General features: G+C 44.4%; 13 protein-coding genes. 9 read left to right on the forward strand and 4 right to left on the reverse strand.

All coding sequences use genetic code 11. The features are described from left to right. Positions 1-23: 23 nt before the first annotated feature. The 3 genes from mutS (at position 24) to eno (ending at position 5,807) form a co-directional block, all read left to right on the forward strand. Positions 24-2,645 (forward strand): DNA mismatch repair protein MutS, encoded by a 2,622-nt coding sequence (gene mutS, locus JKP82_RS05220; RefSeq protein WP_159534385.1) that lies wholly within the window; start codon positions 24-26, stop codon positions 2,643-2,645. Between the two features lie 178 nt (positions 2,646-2,823). Next, positions 2,824-4,455, forward strand: coding sequence for a CTP synthase (gene pyrG, locus JKP82_RS05225; RefSeq protein WP_218396109.1), 1,632 nt, complete (start codon positions 2,824-2,826; stop codon positions 4,453-4,455). Positions 4,456-4,514: 59 nt separating this feature from the next. Further along, positions 4,515-5,807 (forward strand): phosphopyruvate hydratase, encoded by a 1,293-nt coding sequence (gene eno, locus JKP82_RS05230; RefSeq protein WP_159529106.1) that lies wholly within the window; start codon positions 4,515-4,517, stop codon positions 5,805-5,807. Positions 5,808-6,143: 336 nt separating this feature from the next. Here the strand turns inward: eno and JKP82_RS05235 are convergent, their stop codons facing one another. Continuing rightward, positions 6,144-9,101 carry a TonB-dependent receptor gene (locus JKP82_RS05235; protein ID WP_218396111.1) on the reverse strand — a complete coding sequence of 986 codons (2,958 nt, stop codon included), beginning with the start codon at positions 9,099-9,101 and terminating at the stop codon, positions 6,144-6,146. A 665-nt stretch (positions 9,102-9,766) separates the two neighbouring features. Here JKP82_RS05235 and JKP82_RS05240 point away from each other — a divergent pair. After that, the gene (locus tag JKP82_RS05240) at positions 9,767-10,492 is read left to right on the forward strand and encodes a hypothetical protein (RefSeq protein ID WP_218396113.1); all 726 of its coding nucleotides are present in this window, start codon (positions 9,767-9,769) and stop codon (positions 10,490-10,492) included. 68 nt (positions 10,493-10,560) lie between these two features. Here JKP82_RS05240 and JKP82_RS05245 read toward each other — a convergent pair whose 3' ends face one another. Continuing rightward, the gene (locus tag JKP82_RS05245) at positions 10,561-11,550 is read right to left on the reverse strand and encodes an alpha/beta fold hydrolase (protein ID WP_159529100.1); all 990 of its coding nucleotides are present in this window, start codon (positions 11,548-11,550) and stop codon (positions 10,561-10,563) included. Between the two features lie 500 nt (positions 11,551-12,050). Here JKP82_RS05245 and leuA point away from each other — a divergent pair, with 500 nt between their 5' ends. The 5 genes from leuA to JKP82_RS05270 all read left to right on the forward strand — a co-directional run bounded on the left by leuA (position 12,051) and on the right by JKP82_RS05270 (position 18,120). Continuing rightward, on the forward strand, positions 12,051-13,610 hold the full coding sequence (leuA, locus tag JKP82_RS05250) for a 2-isopropylmalate synthase (protein ID WP_013785248.1): 1,560 nt from the start codon (positions 12,051-12,053) through the stop codon (positions 13,608-13,610). Next, the gene (gene leuB, locus JKP82_RS05255; RefSeq protein WP_159529098.1) at positions 13,611-14,708 is read left to right on the forward strand and encodes a 3-isopropylmalate dehydrogenase; all 1,098 of its coding nucleotides are present in this window, start codon (positions 13,611-13,613) and stop codon (positions 14,706-14,708) included. Positions 14,709-14,716: 8 nt separating this feature from the next. Further along, positions 14,717-16,117, forward strand: coding sequence for a 3-isopropylmalate dehydratase large subunit (gene leuC / locus JKP82_RS05260; protein ID WP_159529096.1), 1,401 nt, complete (start codon positions 14,717-14,719; stop codon positions 16,115-16,117). Positions 16,118-16,119: 2 nt separating this feature from the next. Then, the gene (leuD, locus tag JKP82_RS05265) at positions 16,120-16,731 is read left to right on the forward strand and encodes a 3-isopropylmalate dehydratase small subunit (protein ID WP_159529094.1); all 612 of its coding nucleotides are present in this window, start codon (positions 16,120-16,122) and stop codon (positions 16,729-16,731) included. 165 nt (positions 16,732-16,896) lie between these two features. Continuing rightward, positions 16,897-18,120 carry a cyclic di-GMP phosphodiesterase gene (locus tag JKP82_RS05270; RefSeq protein WP_159529093.1) on the forward strand — a complete coding sequence of 408 codons (1,224 nt, stop codon included), beginning with the start codon at positions 16,897-16,899 and terminating at the stop codon, positions 18,118-18,120. A gap of 52 nt (positions 18,121-18,172) precedes the next feature. Here the strand turns inward: JKP82_RS05270 and JKP82_RS05275 are convergent, their stop codons facing one another. Together JKP82_RS05275 and JKP82_RS05280 are read right to left on the reverse strand one after the other, a co-directional pair. Beyond that, complete coding sequence (locus JKP82_RS05275) at positions 18,173-19,429, reverse strand: general secretion pathway protein GspB (protein WP_159529091.1); 1,257 nt, start codon at positions 19,427-19,429, stop codon at positions 18,173-18,175. Continuing rightward, the gene (locus JKP82_RS05280; protein ID WP_218396114.1) at positions 19,422-20,333 is read right to left on the reverse strand and encodes an ExeA family protein; all 912 of its coding nucleotides are present in this window, start codon (positions 20,331-20,333) and stop codon (positions 19,422-19,424) included. Before JKP82_RS05280 ends, JKP82_RS05275 begins: the two co-directional genes overlap by 8 nt. Positions 20,334-20,413 lie beyond the last annotated feature (80 nt).

A 20,413-nucleotide genomic window follows, 5' to 3' on the forward strand; every position in this document is an offset into this window, starting at 1 on the left:
ATTTTTTGGAATCACACACTCCTATGATGCGCCAGTATTTAACGATAAAGGCGCAGCACCCTAACATTCTTATGTTTTACCGTATGGGCGACTTTTACGAGTTGTTTTTCGATGATGCCAAGAAAGCCGCAGAACTACTTGATATATCATTAACCGCACGGGGCAAGTCCGGTGGCGATCCTATTCCTATGGCTGGCGTTCCTTACCACGCGGTTGAAAGCTATTTAGCCCGGTTGGTGAAAATGGGCGAGTCGGTGGCGATTTGCGAACAAGTTGGCGACCCAGCTACAAGCAAAGGCCCTGTAGAGCGCCAAGTTCAGCGCATTGTTACCCCAGGTACGGTTACCGATGAAGCCTTATTAGAAGAACGCCGCGATAATGTACTTGCAGCAGTATGCGGCCATTGTATGCATTACGGCGTGGCCACATTAGATGTAACCAGTGGCCGGTTTGTAGTGGTTGAGTGCGACACCGATGATGCCTTGTTAGGTGAACTACAACGGATTAATCCTGCTGAACTACTCTATCCTGAAGGCTTTGAAAGTTTACCCTTGATTGAGCAGCGAAAAGGCTTGCGTCGTCGCCCCGAGTGGGAATTCGATATTGATACCGCCACCGAACAATTAACCGCTCAGTTTCAAACGAAAGAGCTGGCGGGTTTTGGCGTGTCAGATTTAACCAAAGGCATTGGCGCCGCCGGTTGTGTGCTTCAATATGTGAAAGATACGCAACGTACTGCCCTTCCCCATATTCGCCGGATACAAAAAGAACAGCAAGACAGTCGCGTACAATTAGATGCTGCTACCCGCAGAAACCTAGAACTTACTCATAATTTGGCCGGTGGCATTGAAAATACCCTGTTTAGCGTGATGGATACTACCACTACCGCCATGGGTAGCCGGTTACTACAACGCTATATTCACTCGCCAATTACCGATCAACACGAATTACATAACCGTCAAGATGCCATTGAAGCACTTATCGACAATGAGCCAGATGCTATTCGCGGTCATTTAAAAACGATTGGCGATATTGAACGCATAATGGCACGTTTGGCATTACGTTCAGCAAGACCCAGAGATTTCGCAAGGCTTAAAAACGCGTTGAACACTCTGCCCGACCTTCAAGAAGCGTTAGGGGCGTATAACGTTGCACAGCTAAATGAATTAAAATTGGCCATCAGTACTTACCCAGAGCTACAAGCTTTATTAAATAACGCTATTATCGATAACCCGCCTGTGGTTATTCGCGATGGCGGGGTTATTGCTGAAGGCTTTAACAGCGAATTAGATGAACTTCGAAAATTGTCGCAAGGTGCTACTGATTATCTTGATGCCATGGAGCAACGCGAACGTGAACGCACGGGCATTTCAACCCTAAAAGTAGGCTACAACCGGGTTCATGGCTTCTTTATCGAAATTAGTCGTGCCAATAGCGACAAAGCGCCCGCCGAATATATTCGCAGGCAAACCCTTAAGAATACTGAACGCTTTATTACCCCAGAACTTAAAGAGCACGAAGATAAAGTACTTACCAGTCAAGGCCGTGCGCTAGCCCTCGAAAAACAGCTTTATGAAGCGCTTTTCGATGAAGTCGCGCCAAGCTTAAATGCACTGATTGAAACTGCCGCAGCACTGGCTAAACTCGACGTATTGTGCTGTTTCGCCGAGCGCGCGTTAAGTCTTGATTGGTATCGCCCAACGTTAAGTATGGAAAGTGCGCTAACCTACGAAGAAGGTCGGCATCCTGTGGTGGAACAGGTTATGAAAGACCCTTTCATTGCCAATCCGCTAACACTTAACGATAGCCAGCGCATGCTTATTATTACTGGCCCTAACATGGGCGGTAAATCAACCTACATGCGCCAAACCGCGTTGATTGCGCTGCTCGCGTATATTGGCAGCTATGTGCCCGCACAAAACGCCCATATTGGAAAAATTGATAGAATATTTACCCGTATTGGCGCATCGGACGATTTAGCATCTGGTCGTTCAACCTTCATGGTAGAGATGACAGAAACTGCCAATATTCTGCACAATGCTACCGAGCATTCGTTAGTTTTAATGGATGAGATTGGTCGCGGCACCAGTACCTACGATGGTTTATCACTTGCTTGGGCGTGCGCCAGCTATCTCGCCCAAAAGCTGAATGCTTACACCCTATTTGCAACCCATTATTTTGAGCTTACCGAACTGCCCGATACCGAGAAAAGTGTGGTTAACGTGCATTTAGATGCAGTAGAGCACGACGATACCATCCGGTTTATGCATAGTGTACAAAACGGCGCGGCCAGTAAAAGCTTCGGCTTACAGGTTGCGCAACTTGCAGGTGTGCCTAAGCCGGTTATTAAAGCGGCGCAACAAAAACTCGCTATTTTGGAAAACGCGCATCTTATTTCTGAAACTGAATCTAGTGCTGATGATAAAACTGATAAATCATCTAACACTACGGATGAAACTGGCAAGCAACACGCTAAACAAAGCAATAGAAAGGCAGCGTCAACTGCACCTGCTCAGTCTCAGCTGTTGTTCCCCGATAAACCTCATCCGGTTGTAGAAGCGTTGGAAAATTTATCCCCAGATGAACTTTCACCACGCCAAGCACTAGACCTCATTTATACGTTAAAGCGTTTAAGTCAGTCATAAAAAGGAGCGCTTGCCGCAAAAGCGGCGCCCAAATAGCTAAAAGACGCGATTGTGTGGGCAAACAGATTGTTTGCTCACACTAACTTGCGTATACTATTAACCCGTCCAAAGTATGGCTAGTTTAGCTCCTAAACTACACTCATATTTACCCAATACAACTCAACGTTCTAGGTTTCGCATGACAAATTATATTTTCGTCACCGGTGGTGTAGTTTCATCGCTAGGTAAAGGTATTGCCGCTGCGTCTTTAGCCGCAATTCTTGAAGCTCGCGGGCTCACCGTCACCATGTTAAAGCTCGACCCCTATATTAATGTCGACCCAGGCACCATGAGCCCTATTCAACATGGCGAAGTATTTGTTACCGATGATGGCGCAGAAACCGATCTTGATCTTGGTCACTACGAGCGTTTTATTCGCACCCGTATGACTAAGCGTAACAACTTCACTACCGGGCGGGTATACGAAGAAGTACTAAAACGTGAACGTCGAGGCGACTACTTAGGCGCCACTATTCAGGTTATTCCACACATTACCAACGAAATTAAGCGCCGTGTGGTTGAAGGCGCTGAAGGTCACGATGTGGCTATTGTTGAGATTGGTGGAACGGTTGGTGATATCGAATCACAACCTTTCTTAGAAGCAATTCGTCAGCTAGGTACTGAGCTTGGCCGCGAAAAAGCCATGTATATGCACTTAACCTTAGTGCCTTACATGCCAGCATCTGGTGAAGTAAAAACGAAACCAACACAGCACTCGGTTAAAGAACTTCGCTCTATTGGTATTCAGCCAGACATTTTAGTTTGCCGCTCTGTTGGCGCGCTTCCCTCTACCGAGCGTTCTAAAATTGCGTTGTTTACTAACGTAAACGACAAAGCAGTTATCTCGCTTAAAGACGTAGATAGCATCTATCGCATACCAGCAGCACTTAAAGCGCAAGGCATGGATCAACTTGTGGTAGACCGCTTTGGTTTAGACTGCAAAGAAGCCGACCTTTCAGAATGGGAACAGGTACTTTACGCAGAGTCTAACCCTACAGCCGAAGTTAACATCGGTATGATTGGTAAGTACGTTGAACTGCCGGATGCTTATAAGTCAGTTAACGAAGCGCTTAAACACGCTGGGTTGAAAAATCGCCTAACCGTAAACATTCACCATATCGACTCGCAAGATGTTGAAAGCAAAGGTCCACAAATTCTAGAACAGCTAGATGCTATATTAGTGCCTGGCGGTTTTGGTGAGCGCGGCATTGAAGGCAAAATTGCAGCAGCACGCTATGCGCGTGAAAATAAAGTCCCTTACTTAGGTATTTGTCTGGGTATGCAAGTTGCACTCATTGAATTTGCACGCAATGTGGCGGGTATGGAAGATGCGAATAGCTCAGAGTTCGACCCTGAAACACCTTACCCCGTTGTTGGCTTAATTACAGAATGGCTTGATGAAGCGGGTACAACAGAAGTACGTACCGAAAATTCAGACTTAGGCGGCACTATGCGTTTGGGTAGCCAGCTTTGCCATTTAATTGAAGGTACTAAGGTACATGAGATGTATGGCAGCGCTGAAATTTATGAACGTCACCGTCATCGCTACGAGGTGAACAACAACCTTCGTGAACAAATTGAAGCCGCAGGGTTAAAGGTAAGTGGTTTGTCCACTGACAAACGACTTGTAGAAGTAATAGAAATACCTGACCATCCTTGGTTTATTGCGGGTCAATTCCACCCTGAATTCACGTCAACCCCTCGTGATGGGCACCCATTATTTAAAGGGTTTGTCGCTGCCGCTGGACAGTATCAAAAAGAGAATCATTAATTTCTAATAAGGGAACACTTTCTCCCGTTGTGTTCCCAAACAATTGTTAAGGAAAAAACATGGCGAAAATTAGTCGCATTATTGGTCGCGAAATTCTGGACTCACGCGGTAATCCTACCGTTGAAGCAGACGTGTATTTAGAATCAGGCGTTATGGGTCGTGCTGCTGCACCATCTGGCGCTTCAACCGGTAGCCGCGAAGCACTAGAACTTCGTGACGGTGACAAGTCTCGTTATTTAGGTAAAGGCGTAGTAAAAGCTGTAGCCGCTATTAATGATGCCATTGCACCTGCGCTTTTAGGTAAAGATGCACTAGCACAAGCTGATATCGACGCTGTCATGATTGACCTAGACGGCACAGAAAATAAAGAAACTCTTGGTGCAAACGCAATTCTAGCGGTATCGCTAGCAGTTGCTAAAGCAGCGGCTCTAGAGAAAGGCGTTGCCCTTTACGAGCACATTGCTGATCTTAACGGTACTTCTGGTGAATACTCAATGCCGGTTCCAATGATGAACATCATCAACGGTGGCGAGCACGCAGACAACAACGTTGATATTCAGGAGTTCATGGTACAACCAGTAGGCGCAAAGAGCTTCAAAGAAGCCCTGCGCATGGGTGCTGAAATTTTCCATTCATTGAAGAAAGTACTTTCTGCTAAAGGCCTAAATACGGCCGTTGGCGACGAAGGTGGCTTCGCACCAAACCTTAGCTCTAACGCTGAAGCGCTAGCGGTTATCGTAGAAGCGGTAGAAAACGCTGGCTACAAAATGAATGAAGATATTACGCTTGCACTAGATTGTGCGGCATCTGAATTCTACAAAGATGGCCAATACGTATTATCTGGTGAAGACAAGAGTTTCGACTCTGAAGCCTTCGGCGATTACTTAGCTGACCTTTCTGACAAGTACCCTATTGTGTCTATTGAAGATGGCCTAGACGAAAGCGATTGGGACGGTTGGGCAAGCTTAACCAATAAAATTGGTGAAAAAGTACAACTTGTTGGCGACGACTTGTTTGTAACTAACACCAAGATTCTTAAGCGTGGTATTGATAACGGTATTGGCAATTCAATCCTTATCAAGTTCAACCAAATTGGTTCACTCACTGAAACTTTGAACGCAATTAAAATGGCGAAAGATGCTGGCTTCACTGCTGTTATCTCTCACCGTTCTGGTGAAACTGAAGACGCTACTATTGCTGATTTAGCAGTAGGCACTGCGGCTGGCCAAATTAAGACTGGTTCACTATGTCGTTCAGACCGCGTTGCTAAATACAACCAACTTCTTCGCATTGAAGAAGCCTTGGGTGATGCTGCAACTTATAAAGGTCGCTCTGAAATTAAAGGTCAGTAACACTATTGGCAGTGCGCTTGATGTAAAAGCGCATTGGTTACTTACCTGTTTAAAAGCTGCGTAAAGGCCCCTATATGTGGGTAACCTTTACGCAGTTTTTTGTGCCTGCTTTATACCCTTTTAGCAAATATCTATTGCACGTACCTTTTGACGCTAGCCCCTTGTATCCATCCAATTAAACATATTTCGTTGAAGACTCATCTGTACAACCCTTTAACCCCCATCCAAATCGAATGACGATTATCAAACACTAGCGAACTTAATTTAAAAAAAAAAAAAAACCCAGCTAGTGCTGGGGTTTTTCAATTTAGTGTTATTAGTGAAGCTAGTCGCAGATTAGAAGCGGTAGTTAGCACCTAAAGTAACTCTGCGGTCAGTAAGACCTTGGAAGCACAACAGTGCACCTTCATTAATACAAGACTGCTCAACTTCTGATTCAGTAATGTTTACCGCCTCAATACCTATGTTCAAGTCTTCGTTCACGTCGTAGTTGATGCTAGCGTTAAGCTGGCCACGGTCTTCCTGAACTACTGGAAAACCCCAAGGGAAGCTAGATGTGCTTCCGAAGTCGTCTGAGCGGTACGCTTCACGCCATGTGTAACGCATACGGGCTGACAAACCAAACTTTTCGTAGTACAAGGTAAAGTTATAGGCATTTTCAGATAAGTTGAGTAAGCCTTGAATTGCTGACACTTCAATATCATCGATACCCGTAGAGGCTGCAAATACATTTGCCGCACGACTAGTGGCCGTATTTTCTGAATCACCACCATCGAACTCTTGAATCGTGTAGTTAGCAAGCACACCGAAACCTGAAGCCCAACCTAACTCTTTCTCAAATCCAGAAAGGTCATATTGAACGGCAATTTCGATACCTTTTTGCGTTGTTTCGCCAGCGTCGTTAATCTTCGTTTCTGTGCCCACACAAATACCTGTGCCTAGTTCAGGTCCAAAAACGTTAATATCAGCGATGGGATTAAACACACCGCCACCTTCACAAGGGTCGGTAAGGTCACGATAACCTGTTACTGGATCTTCAAATGGGCTCACAATTTGGTCTACGTGCAGCGCTTTACGTGTTTTGTGGAATATACCAACACTTAACACACTCGCTTCAGCAAAATACCATTCTGCCGCTAAGTCGAAAGATGTTACTTCTTCAGGCTCTAAACCAGGGTTACCGATAGCCACATTTGGGTTAGGGCTTGTGCTAAATGTTACTGAAGTAGATAAGTCGTCAAAGTTAGGGCGGCGAATATCTTTACCTGCACCAAAGCGAAGGACAACATCATCAGTCACATCAGCAACAATATTGATACGTGGCAGAATGAAATCGTAATCTCCCGTATTAGTTACTTGCGATACCAATTCATTTCCATCACCGTCAACAGTAATTGAGTTACCCACTGAGGTAACGTCAGTTTGCAAATAACGCAAACCAAAATTACCGCGAAACATCTCATACTCAAAGTTTGCTTGCGCATAAAGTGCATGTGTTTCTTCTTCGATGTCGAAGAAACCTGATGAACTTGATGTTGGCGCATTCAATGTAGCCGTCGAACCATGTGCGTCCATAGCTTGTTGTAGTGAAGCTAATACGCCATCCGGATCTGAAGCCACTAATTCAGGGTTAATGATTAAGAAATCTCTAACGTAAAGTTCGCGACCATCCGCATCGTTGAAGTTATTAGGCCCAGCGACTAGTAATTCAGAGAACAAATCACCTCGAGGACTGTCTTCCATACTTCTTAAACCAACACTGGTGTTAACATCGTCACGGGTGCTCGCTGATTTATTGTAGCGATAACCAAAGTCAACTGACGTGATCATCGAGTCTACGTAATAAGAAAAATCAAAACGGATCGCATCTTCTGAGTTTTCAGTGGTATCTCTACCTATATTCACATCACGTAAAACAACGTTAGCAGGGTCTAAAAGCTGTTCTACTGTTGGTGCGTATTCTGCACCAGAAGCAATTCCGAACGCTAATGAACCGCCAGATAAGTCATATTCAAACGGAACACTGTTGTCGTTACCACCACCAGCATCTAGCGGTGCATTGGGGTTGATAAAGTTAAGGGTAGTATTAAAGCTAGGAGTGGTAGTATCTGAAGATGAAGAGGCAACTTCAGCACTTACAAACCATTTCTCGCCTTGCCACTCACCACCTAATCTAAAGATTTGGCTCTCTGTAATACGAGAGTTTGTATCGGTAGACAAACGAAGATTAGGATCGTCGTCATCGTTATCAAGATTGACTGGAATGACACCGCGAAGAGCAGCCTGCATTGAACCTAAATCAGTGCCACCTAAAGAACCGAAATTAATCGTTTCAAATGCATCGGGTACTGAAATATCGTTAAGTGCACTTACGCCTGAAGCCTGAACACGTGAGCTTTCTTGTAAACGTTCTTGGTCATTGATGATTGCGTCGAAGAAAAACTTAGTGTCGTCGTTTGGCTGCCATTCAAAGGTACCTACAAAGTTTTTCGTTTCATACTCGTAGTTGTCATAATCTTGTACGAAAAACTGGATGGGTAGGAAGTCGAAGGATTGCGCGCTGGCCACGCCGCTATCTGATGCAATTAAGTTATCTCGGTCAGCACGGGGCCTGAATGCAGATACATCTTGCTCTGAATAGCTGCCACTTACTACGATACCAAATTTACCGTGATCGTTTTCCCAGTTATCACCGAAAGTCGCTGAAAGACGAGGCTGGAAACCACTGTCTGTAGACAAACTACTGTTTTCACCTTGAACACGAATCGACGTCAGTCTCTCGGTTAATTGAAGAGGACGAATTGTTTTAAGATTGATGGTACCACCAACAGAACCTTCAATCGTTTTAGCGTCTGGCGATTTGGTTACTTCCAACCCCGCAATAATTGCTGCTGAAACGTCTTCAAAATCGATACCGCTTCGGCCTGCGCCTGAACCTACCGTTGACACACCGTTAATCTCTGTACGGTTTGCGTCCGTACCACGGATTTGAACCCCCGTACCAACACCTGCTTCACGAGTAATTTGTATACCCGTGATGTTTTCTAACACTTCCGCTAAGTTTTGGTCAGGCAATTTACCAATGTCTTCAGCTTCAATGACTTCTACTAAATTATTTGTAAAACGTTTTTCATTCAGTGCACTGGCAAGCGAGGCGCGAATACCAGAAACCTGTATAACTTCTACGTCTTTTTCGGCTTCTTGTTGAGCATCTTGAGCAAGCGTGGAAGTGGCAAAACTTAGCGAAGTTGCAGATAACATCGCTAAGGTAATTTTAGATAATTTGTGTCCCATGTGTGTTTCCTCTTGCAGCGTTTTGGTTTAAGCCCTCAAGGCTTCCAAACAGCATTGCTAAGTTATTGGTTACATCCTGCACTTTAAAGATACACTTCATTTACAAGATGATTACAAAGCTAGACGAAAATCATACAATGGTCAACCTTTGATCGCCTCAACAAACAGATTAACTAACGCAAATTGTAATGCCAATTAACAACAACAAAGCTAACCAATAAAAACCAAAACAAGTAAAAACACACAATAACATTTAATTATCAATTACTTAAATAATTAAAGCCGTGTTTTTAGTTATTTTTATGAGTTAAAATTGTGAGGTATATTAAATAATTATTCTTTAGCATCGTTTCTCAAAATGTAGCAAAAATCAAAAGTGGTAATACTATTTCTTATACAAATATATTGGGAACAACCATATTGGTAATGTATCAATAGTCATTCTCAGCGTTGGCCAGCTAAATTCTTTTAGCCTTTGAGGAGGTTTCAAGATATCTTGTCGCCTAGCACTATATAATGCTGGTGACGTGCTAGTGCCCTCTAGGCTGCGCCTATTAAGGCAGATGCTTTATATTAGTGAGGTGATATCACTGGGTTTCTGGATACCCAGCATAAATCCTGCTAACGTAGGTTTATTGCGTCTTTTTTATTGTCTTACCAGTATTATGACATCCGACGGACATACGTCTTCCACACAATCAGGCTTTTTTAGCAATTCAGGCGAACTTGGTGGTGCGCAACCGCAGTTCACTGAAATTTGTACTGCGTTATATGAAAGAGAGCTTTTGCTTATCGCGCATAAAGGCCCATCCAATGTGTCGATACTGCGTCGAAGATTAGCCGGCCTGCCTCACCATATTCGAAGTGTTGCGCGATACCTTATAGACAATCCCTCACCGCTAGATATTGATCCGCACAATGGAAGTTGGTTTATTAAGCAACCGGGAAAATGTCCTGGGATCAGCCAACCTACTGATAAAAAATATCAGTGGTATAGGCAATATGCAGATTACGGTTTAGTTTTGCCTATATGCATAACCACGTTAGAAGGTATACATATAGAGCTCGACTCTATAGATAGCGTGAACCACACCACACATACGCTTCATACCAATAAACATGGCTGGTTTTCTTTTGATGGCGAGGTAGCACACAGCGAGATAGAGAAAAATCAGCTCAACGCAGAACACGATACGTCTCGCTTTACCGATGCAAATGCGGTATTGAAGCGACAACTTCTGAAACCCACGACGGCAATTATGGCGTCTGCGTGCAGCGGGCACATGTGGCGACATAAATCGAAAGGGGCACCTCGAGCACTTTCATTGCGAGAAATGCGTCTGTCCACTCACATTAACTGGAAAAACTTCACCTTGAAAGGTCAGGCCTAATTCTTATTTTAGGCACAGCCAAACCGCGATGATTACGTTAAATCAATACCCGAGATCCGCGTCGACATCTAATCCAACGCTTCTTCGTAGCGTTTTATAAAGCGCGAGAACGCTTCTATGTGTGGTAAGTGTCCTAAACCATCAAGCTCTTTCACCGTAATGGCATTGTTGCGGGCTTTAACTTCAGTACCGAGTTTATCGTAACGCCCCAATTCCCTTGTTACCCCTTCTTTTTTCCAACCTCGTCCAGGCCCAGTTCTATCTCGTGTGCCTAAAATTAACGTGACCGGTACTTGGAATTTATCAAACTCTTCAATAACAGGTTGAGTAAATATCATGTCGTAAGTTAGCGCGCTTACTTTAGCTAGCTGGGCCCAATCATCACCTTCAATCCATCCCATTAAATGGCTAGCGTGATAAGCATAGGTATCATTCCAATCACCGTCGTAATAGTTTGATTTCTGATAGCTAACAATATTTTCTGGCTGCTTTTTCAACTCGTTCTGGTAAAAAAACTCGATATCTTTATATTCTACATACTGAAGGTAATTTTCTAACCCGATAGGATTAATCAACACGAGTTTGCTGGTGTATTCTGGATAATTCAGAGCAAATCGCGATGCCACCATGCCGCCCATCGAATGCCCAGTAACAATAACCTCATCAAGTTCAAGCAATGAAAGAAGCAGCTTAGTGTTCTTAGCTAACGCAGCAAAGCTGTATTGATAGTTCACCGGTTTATCTGACTTACCAAAGCCAACCTGATCTGGAATAACCACACCATAACCCTGCTCATGTAACCAAGTAGCTGTAGTTTTCCAGTAGCTACTGGCAAAGTTCTTACCGTGCAGTAACAACACCGTAGGCTTTCCTTCTTTCGCTGGCAGTTGCATATATGCCATTTGAAGCGCTTGCCCCTGAGATTCAAATGCCATGGCTTGAGCCGTAAAAGGGTAATCGAATTTGGTTAAATTTTTAGAAAACGGTTTAGCGAAGGCTATCGCTGAAAATGAGAAGACAATAAAAGAATAACCAAGAGAAAAAATAGCGCGTTTCATAAGTGTACTCACTATATAAACTAGATTTTTACCCTATCAAACTCACACATGAATTACTCTATGATCTAGCAGACGAATTCGATTACCCATCGCAATTTATCGCATTAAGTGACACTTTTGGCTTTTTGATGTTTTTTTTAAATTAGTATACACATCCTAACACTCGACCTGAGCAACGGATTTCGACTACCACCAGAAACACACATCTCGAATAACCTTTAAAAATAGGATAAAAACTCTATTTTAAAAAAACCATTATTTATAACCAAAATTTATACGCATTATTCGAATCAAAGGTTGACCTTACAGGCGTGGATGGGTACATTGTCGCTATCAACTGGTCGGCAAAGAAAATACGCAAATGATGCGCAATCGCTTTCTTCTAACTCTACTCCTTATGGCAGCAAGACTGCACGGGTAGATTGCGACCAGCGATTAATTACACAGAAACCCGTGCTTAGCACGGGTTTTTTTTTAACTTTTATAAACGAGAGAGCGTTATGACAAATCAAGTGAAAATCTTTGATACCACATTGCGAGACGGTGAGCAGGCCTTACCTGCAAGCCTAAGTGCCAAAGAAAAGCTGCAGATCGCTCTCGCTCTCGAACGTTTAGGCGTCGACATCATTGAAGCGGGCTTTCCTGTGTCATCTCCTGGTGATTTCCGCTCGGTTCAAATGATCGCAAAAGAAGTTAAGAATTCTGTAGTATGTGGTTTATCTCGTGCTTTGGCAGGCGATATTGATGCCTGCGGACAGGCACTTAGTGTGGCTGAGCAATTTAGAATTCACACCTTCATTGCTACTTCAGAAATTCACGTTGGCGCCAAGCTACGTAAATCTCACGATGAAGTAGTAGATATGGCAGTTGCGGCAGTTAAACATGCCCGCAAATACACTGACGACGTTGAATTCTCGTGTGAAGATGCCGGCCGTACTCACATAGACTATTTATGCCGCATGGTAGAAGCCGCCATCAATGCTGGCGCTACCACGGTTAATATTCCAGACACGGTTGGGTACACCACGCCGACAGAATTCGGCGGCATTATTCAGCAGTTGTTTAACCGCGTACCAAATATCGATAAAGCCATTATCTCTGTGCATTGCCACAACGACTTGGGTTTAGCAGTAGCTAACTCGTTAGCAGCGGTAGAACAAGGTGCTCGTCAAGTTGAATGTACCATTAACGGTATTGGTGAACGTGCAGGTAATGCGTCCCTTGAAGAAATTGCAATGATTTTGCAAACCCGTCAAGCCATGTTGGGTATTAACACCAACATCAATTCGCAAGAAATTTCGCGTACGTCTAAGTTGGTTAGCCAATTATGTAACATGCCTGTTCAAGCGAATAAGGCCATTGTGGGTGCGAATGCATTTAGTCACTCATCAGGCATTCACCAAGACGGTGTATTAAAAGCGCAAAACACCTATGAGATCATGACACCGGAAAGTGTAGGTATTAATAAAAACAACCTAAACTTAACCTCTCGTTCAGGGCGTCATGTGATTAAGCATCGCTTAACTGAATTGGGTTACAAGGTAGAAGATTACGACTTAGAAGCGGTTTACGACGCCTTCTTGAAGTTGGCTGATAAGAAAGGCCAAGTTTACGACTACGACTTAGAAGCTTTGTTGTTCTTCGATAAGCAAAAGCACGATCATGCTCACTATCAATTGATGAACCTTCAAGCGACTTCAGGAAGAGAAATTATTCCAAGCGCTACCGTAAAACTAAAAGTAGGCGAAGAAGAAATTATCCAATCTAGTATTGGTAATGGCCCTGTTGATGCTGCATACAATGCAATTAGAGCTATCTTGGGCCATGAAGATGTTGAAGTTGTAGACTTCAAATTAGATTCAAAAGGCGAAGGGGCCGATGCCCTAGCACAAGTGAGTGTAATCGCCACTTATAAAGGGCGTCGTTTCCACGGCATTGGTCTTGCCACCGATATTGTTGAAGCTGGTGTAAAAGCCCTTATTTTCGTACTAAACAACACTTATTTAGCTGATCAAATTGACCAGCAGAAAAATCAACAAGAACGCGTTGCAGGAGTTTAAATGAGCCAGTTCTCAATTGCCGTATTAGCCGGAGACGGTATAGGCCCAGAAGTAATGCAAGAGGCCAACAAGGTCTTAGATGCGGTAGAAAAGAAATTTAACGTAGCATTTAACCGTACTGCTTACCCTGTAGGCGGTTATGCTATTGATACTGAAGGTGAGGCCCTCCCCTCAAAAACCTTGTTAGGTTGTGAGCAAGCTGATGCCATTTTATTTGGCAGCATTGGCGGCCCCAAATGGGACACCTTACCGTTAGAACAGCGCCCAGAACGCGCTGCGTTACTAACATTGCGTAGCCATTTTGATTTATTCAGTAACTTACGCCCTGCTCGCATTTATCCTGGGTTAGAAGCCTTGTCTCCACTGCGTGAAGATATTGCAAAATCTGGCGTAGATGTGTTGGTGGTTCGTGAACTTACCAGCGGCATTTACTTTGGCCAGCCCAAAGGGCGCGAGGGTGAAGGCGAAGAAGAGTTTGCTTATGACACTATGCGTTACAGCAAACGTGAAATTCGTCGTATTGCGGTTGCCGCTTTTGAAGCTGCGCAGAAACGCCGCGGTAAAGTGACTTCAGTCGATAAAGCCAATGTATTACTGACCAGTCGCTTATGGCGTGAAGTCACTGAAGAAGTGGCAAAAGACTACCCAGACGTAGAACTTGACCATATCTATATTGATAACGCGACGATGCAAATCATGAAGAACCCGGCGCAGTTTGATGTAATGCTGTGTTCTAATTTATTCGGCGACATCGTTTCTGACGAATGTGCCATGATGACAGGCTCTATGGGCTTATTAGCTTCTGCTAGCATGAATGAAGACGGTTTTGGTTTGTACGAGCCAGCGGGTGGTTCTGCTCCAGATATCGCCGGGTTAGGTATTGCTAACCCTATTGCACAGGTACTTTCTGCTGCCATGATGCTACGTTTCAGCATGAACCTAACTGATGCTGCCGATGCTATTGAAAAAGCGGTTATTGCCACATTGGAAGCGGGGGTTCTTACAGGCGAACTCCTTCCTGATGATAAGCGAGATAACGCGTCTACCACCTCACAAGTAGGTGATGAAATAGTAAAACAATTAATGGCGCAGGAGTAATTAACACCATGGCCAAGACCTTATACGACAAAGTGTGGCAAGCACATATTATCGACCAATTAGGCGAAGACAGCTTAATTTACATCGACCGCCACCTTATTCACGAAGTAACCTCGCCGCAGGCTTTTGCTGGCTTAAATGAAAAAAGCCGTAAAGTACGTTGCCCTGAGCGCACTGTTGGTACCATGGATCACAGTATTTCTACTCGCTCGTTAGCGATTGATGCGTGCGGTCCACAAAACGCACTTCAACTTCACACCCTTGCGAATAACTGTGAGCAACACGGCATTCAACTTTTCCCTGTTGGCCACCAAAAGCAAGGTATCGTGCATGTTATGGGCCCTGAACTAGGCCTGATTCAACCGGGCATGACAGTAGTATGTGGCGATTCACACACTGCCACTCATGGCGCATTCGGTGCCCTAGCATTTGGTATTGGTACGTCTCAAGTTGAGCACGTATTAGCAACTCAAACCCTTAAGCAAAGCCGAGCGAAAAGCATGCTCATTAAGGTAAATGGTACGCTTCCTGTTGGTATTACTGCGAAAGACATCATTCTAGCCATCATTGGCAGAATTGGTCACGCAGGCGCAACGGGGCACGTTATTGAATATGCAGGTGAAGCTATTTCTGGTTTAACCATGGAAGAGCGCATGACCGTGTGCAACATGAGTATAGAAGCTGGCGCTAAAGCAGGCTTAATTGCTCCTGATGACACTACTTTTGAATACCTTAAAGGCCGTGAATACGCGCCAAAGGGCCAAGACTGGGAAGACGCTGTAGCCTATTGGAAAACCCTTTACACTGAAGAAGGCGCAAGCTTCGATACAGTAGTAGAACTTGAAGCGGCTGACATTGCACCTCAGGTTACTTGGGGCACAAACCCAGGCCAAGTTATTGGTGTTGATGCACCCGTGCCGGGCCCAGATGATTTCTCTGATCCTATCGAAAAAGAAAGCGCCAAAAAAGCCTTGGGCTATATGGGATTATCAGCAGGCGATAAGCTTGCAGATGTTGCCGTAAACCATGTGTTTATTGGTTCTTGTACTAATGGTCGTATTGAAGATTTACGTGCAGCTGCGCATATTGCTAAGAATGGCAAAGTAGTCGATTCAGTTACCGCCATTGTGGTTCCTGGTTCAGGTCATGTGAAAAAACAAGCTGAGGCTGAAGGGTTAGATAAAATCTTTACCGACGCTGGCTTTGAATGGCGTTTACCAGGTTGCTCTATGTGCTTGGGTATGAACGACGACAAACTTGTGGCTGGCGATCGTTGTGCATCAACCAGTAACCGAAACTTTGAAGGCCGTCAGGGTCGTGGTGCACGCACCCATTTGGTTAGCCCAGCGATGGCAGCTGCCGCCGCTATTACTGGCCGTTTCGCCGATGTTAGAGAATTTCAGGAGTAACCATGTCTAATTCAATACAAGGTTTTACCGCGCACACAGGTTCAGCAGTACCGCTAGACCAAGCCAACGTAGATACCGACCAAATTATTCCCAAGCAGTTTCTAACTGGTGTGACTCGCGCTGGCTATGGAAAGCACTTGTTTCACGATTGGCGTTATTTGGATTTAGAAGAAAAAGTACCTAACCCAGAGTTCTCATTGAACAAACCTGAGTTTGCCGGTGCAAGTATATTACTTACTCGAGAAAATTTTGGTTGTGGATCTAGCCGTGAACATGCGCCATGGTCGCTGAACGATTTTGGTTTTAAAACCATTATTGCCACCAGCTATGCTGATATTTTTTATGGCAACTGTATTAATAACCAATTGTTACCGGTTGCGCTTGCCAGCAGCGAAATGGACGCATTGTTTGCAGCAGTTGAAGCTAATCCAGCGCTAGAAATTACGGTTAACTTACCAGAGCAAACTGTATCTTTTGGTGAGACTAGCTTCAGCTTCGACATTGCGGATCACCATAAAACTAACTTGCTAAAAGGGTTAGATGCGATTGGCCAAACGCTTGAGCTTACTGACAAAATTTCGGCTTACGAAGCGAAGCAACCTGTTTGGGTTTAATTACTGGCTGTAAAATACTAGCTGTAAAATACAAGCTCTTAAACGCTAGGTTTAAACTTTAGTATCGTTCAGTGGAATTTTGCTCCGTAGTGATGGCGAAGTACTCGTACTTCGCCTAACTTTAGTAAGTAATTAACATCGCAGAAAAAATTGAATGGAGTCTTTATGCTGAAAGCAGTACCTATTGATGATCTCAAACCAGGGATGTACATCAACCAAGTACTTAAACAAACCGGCAGTTTACGGATGCGTTCAAAGGGCCTTGTAAAACATCAAACGGTCATCAACACCTTAAAATCTCGCGGGATATTGACTGTTCAAGTAGACTTCGAGAAGTCTGTTATTCACGAACCAGCAACCGACTCAGCTCCCCTTCCCACATCAGAAACAATCACTCAAGCGCCTACTGATGTAAAAGAAGAGCAGTCGCCAGCGCCTAATAGCCTTACAAGAAACGCAATGAAAGAAGCTAATGGGCTTTACTTTGATGCGATAAATATACAAAACGGTTTTTTATCTGCACTTAACCGTGGTGCGGTAAACGACTTAAAATTAGTGAAAGACCTAGCGCAGAGCCTTATCGATAGTGTATTTGATAACAAAGACGCCCTGTCCTGCTTAACTCTGATAAAAAACAACAACGCTTACCTGCTAGAACACTCTATCAACTGCAGTATTTTAATGGGCATGTTTACCCAGTTTCTAGGGTATGACAGAGATACCATAGATCAAGCGAGTTTAGGTGCTTTGTTGATGGACGTTGGCATGTCGTCGTTACCTATGGATGTTCACAACAATGTTGACGATTTGTCAGCGGCAGATTGGGAAATGATGAAAACCCATGTTGATATTGGTGTTGAGCTTGTGGAGCAGTGTGGTGATATTTCGGATTTAGTGTTATCGATTATTGCGCAACATCACGAACGCATAGACGGCAGTGGCTACCCTAAAGCACTCAAAGACATGGCAATTTCAGAATTTGCGCGCATTGCAGGTATTATTGATACCTACGATGCCATGGTGTCCAATCGTCCCCACAAAGAAAGTATTAGCCCCACCCAGGCCCTCAAACGACTAACGGAAGATAAGAGCCTCGATCAAGCCTTGGTTAGCCAATTTGTCACATGCATGGGAGTGCACCCTGTAGGCTCAATTGTTAGGCTAAAAAGTGGGAAACTTGCCATTGTCAGCCAACAAAACCCACTTAGTACGATGAGCCCCATTGTGATGACATTTTATAGCGTTCCATCGCAGCAATATGACGATATTACTCGGCTAGATTTAAGTGCAAATGATGACGAAATTGTCTCAGGTGTACGGCCCGATGATTTTAACGTTAACTTGTCGACTTTCTTTCAAGACGTATTTGTCAGTCAAGCGCCAGACTAATGAGCAATGGGCATTAAAATGCACTTCAATACCTCATTGCTTAGCGCTTTTATTACCAATCCGTAAGCGCCGCCATGGTGAAGAGTTCTTCTTCAAAACCTAACACCACTTGCTGCGCTTCAATATTGACAATTTGCACCTTATCGTCAATCCAATCGCCCTCACTCATTTGTTTGCCGTTCACTCGCACCCAGCGATCATCGGGTCGTGATGCGTACATATGCGCACTGAAGTTCATAGAGGGCAATCTCGTTAATAGCCGCACAGGTAACTGATCAACACGCTGAATGTTGTCTCGAACCGTTACTTTCGTTTCCGGCTCAAAATCATTATTCTCAGCTTGGGTATCGAGTGCGGCCACCGCTTGATTAAAACGCGCTAACAGTTCTGGCGATACTTCAATCTTGTTGTCATCTTGGTTGCCTTGAGAATTAAGCACGCGCCCTTCTTCCTCAGCCACGGCTAAGTCGAACGTATCATCAGCATCACTTCGATTCTCCGTCAGAGCTTGATTTCCCGTAGAGTTTTGGCTTGGCAGAGATTGTGAATTTGGGCTGTTATTAGCGCGAGAGGCTTGCGATATATCATCTGAACCAACTTCTTGCGAAGCGATGCCTTCAGAAGGTGGATTACCGCTAGTGGTTGATACTTGTTCAGATGCATTGGGCACCATTAACGGCGTATCTATTGGCGCAGCTGTTTGTTCTGCCCCTTGCACACTGCCTTGGCCGCTAACTTGTGCAGTTAGCTGTGAAGATGTCTGTGCAAGCTCTTGTGTCGGCGCTTGTTTAAGCGCTTCAGAACCCAATTCCGAGGTAGCGGCCGTGGTTGAGGTTTCAGGTTGAATAGTTTCCACAACCGATGCTGTAACCGCAGGCCACCATTCACCTCGCGTGGCAACCAAAAAACCTAAGCAAAAACCACCTGCAACAATGGTCGAATAAGTCGCAAGTTCTTTGCCATATACCTTCCACATGGAAGGTAGTCCTTGCACGGTAGGCAAAAACAAACTGCGATTAAATTGATCAGATAGCGTTTTGTCGAACTTAGCGCTGGTATCATGCTGGCCACGCAGTAGTGCTTGGGTCTGTGTGCGATGGCCACTTCCCGCTGTAGTAGCAGGCGCAATTTCTACTGTTTGATCAGGATCTATTTCTATTTCCTGAACACCCATTTCGGCTAAGCCTTCCACCATAGCATCGCTAGACACCAAGCCCGATTTTCGAATTTTAACCGGCCCATTCTGTTGCGTAATTCTAACAATCACCATGCCGGGCTTCAGGTCACTAATACTAAGAATATTAGACATATAAACTCCCTAGGCCATAACCACAGAACACAGCTACAACAAATGCGGTTGCAAGCCACCACTTTCGATTACCTTGTATACGTTGGCTTACCACATCTTCACCAAGAATTTGCTGTGCTGCAGCAAGGAAAATAGGTTTTTGCACTACAGCATGTTGTTTGGTAAAAGAAAGGGTTAACGCCCTATCGCAAAGCAAGTTTATCACTCTTGGAATACCACCGGTTATTTGATGCACTGCCCGCAAGGTAGATTTGCTAAAAATACTCACATCACCATGCGCGACACTAAGCCTATGCGCTATGTAAGCACTAACTTCTGGGGCGGTAAGTGGCAGCAAATGATACCGTGCAGTAATACGCTGAGCGAGTTGTCTTAGCTCGTTGCGCTTCAATAGTTGCTGTAATTCAGGCTGGCCGATTAATACCACTTTTAATAGCTTTTCGCGGTTGGTTTCAAGGTTCGTTAATAACCGCAATTGTTCCAACACTTCTGGCAATAAGTGCTGCGCTTCATCAACCATCAACACCGTGTTCATACCCTGTTGGTGATTTTCTGCCAACTTAGATAAAATCAAATCGGTAAAGTATTTTAAGCTGGCTTTCTCTTCTTGGTAGTGTAAACCAAGTTCATCGCATACCGTGGCGAGTAACTCCAGCGCAGAAAGCGTTGGGTTTAGTATCATCGCGACTTGGGTGTTATCGGGCAGTTGCTGCAATAACTTACGAGAAACCGTGGTTTTCCCTGTCCCTACCTCGCCGGTAAGCATAACAAAACCGCCACTTTCACTTAGCCCAAAAGTAAGGTGAGCTAACGCCTCTTTGTGCCGCGGGCTCATATAGAGGTAATCGGGGTTTGGCGCGATTGAAAACGGATTATCACTTAACCCAAAGTAATTCAAATACATGGTATTCGCTGTTGAAGTTGAAAACGCGATTTAAACTACCAGAGCGTGAACAGAAGTCAAAGTGTGCTTATACAAACTGC

The sequence above is a fragment of the Alteromonas lipotrueae genome (genome assembly GCF_019249215.1).
In the GTDB taxonomy this organism is placed as follows: Bacteria; Pseudomonadota; Gammaproteobacteria; order Enterobacterales; family Alteromonadaceae; genus Alteromonas; species Alteromonas lipotrueae.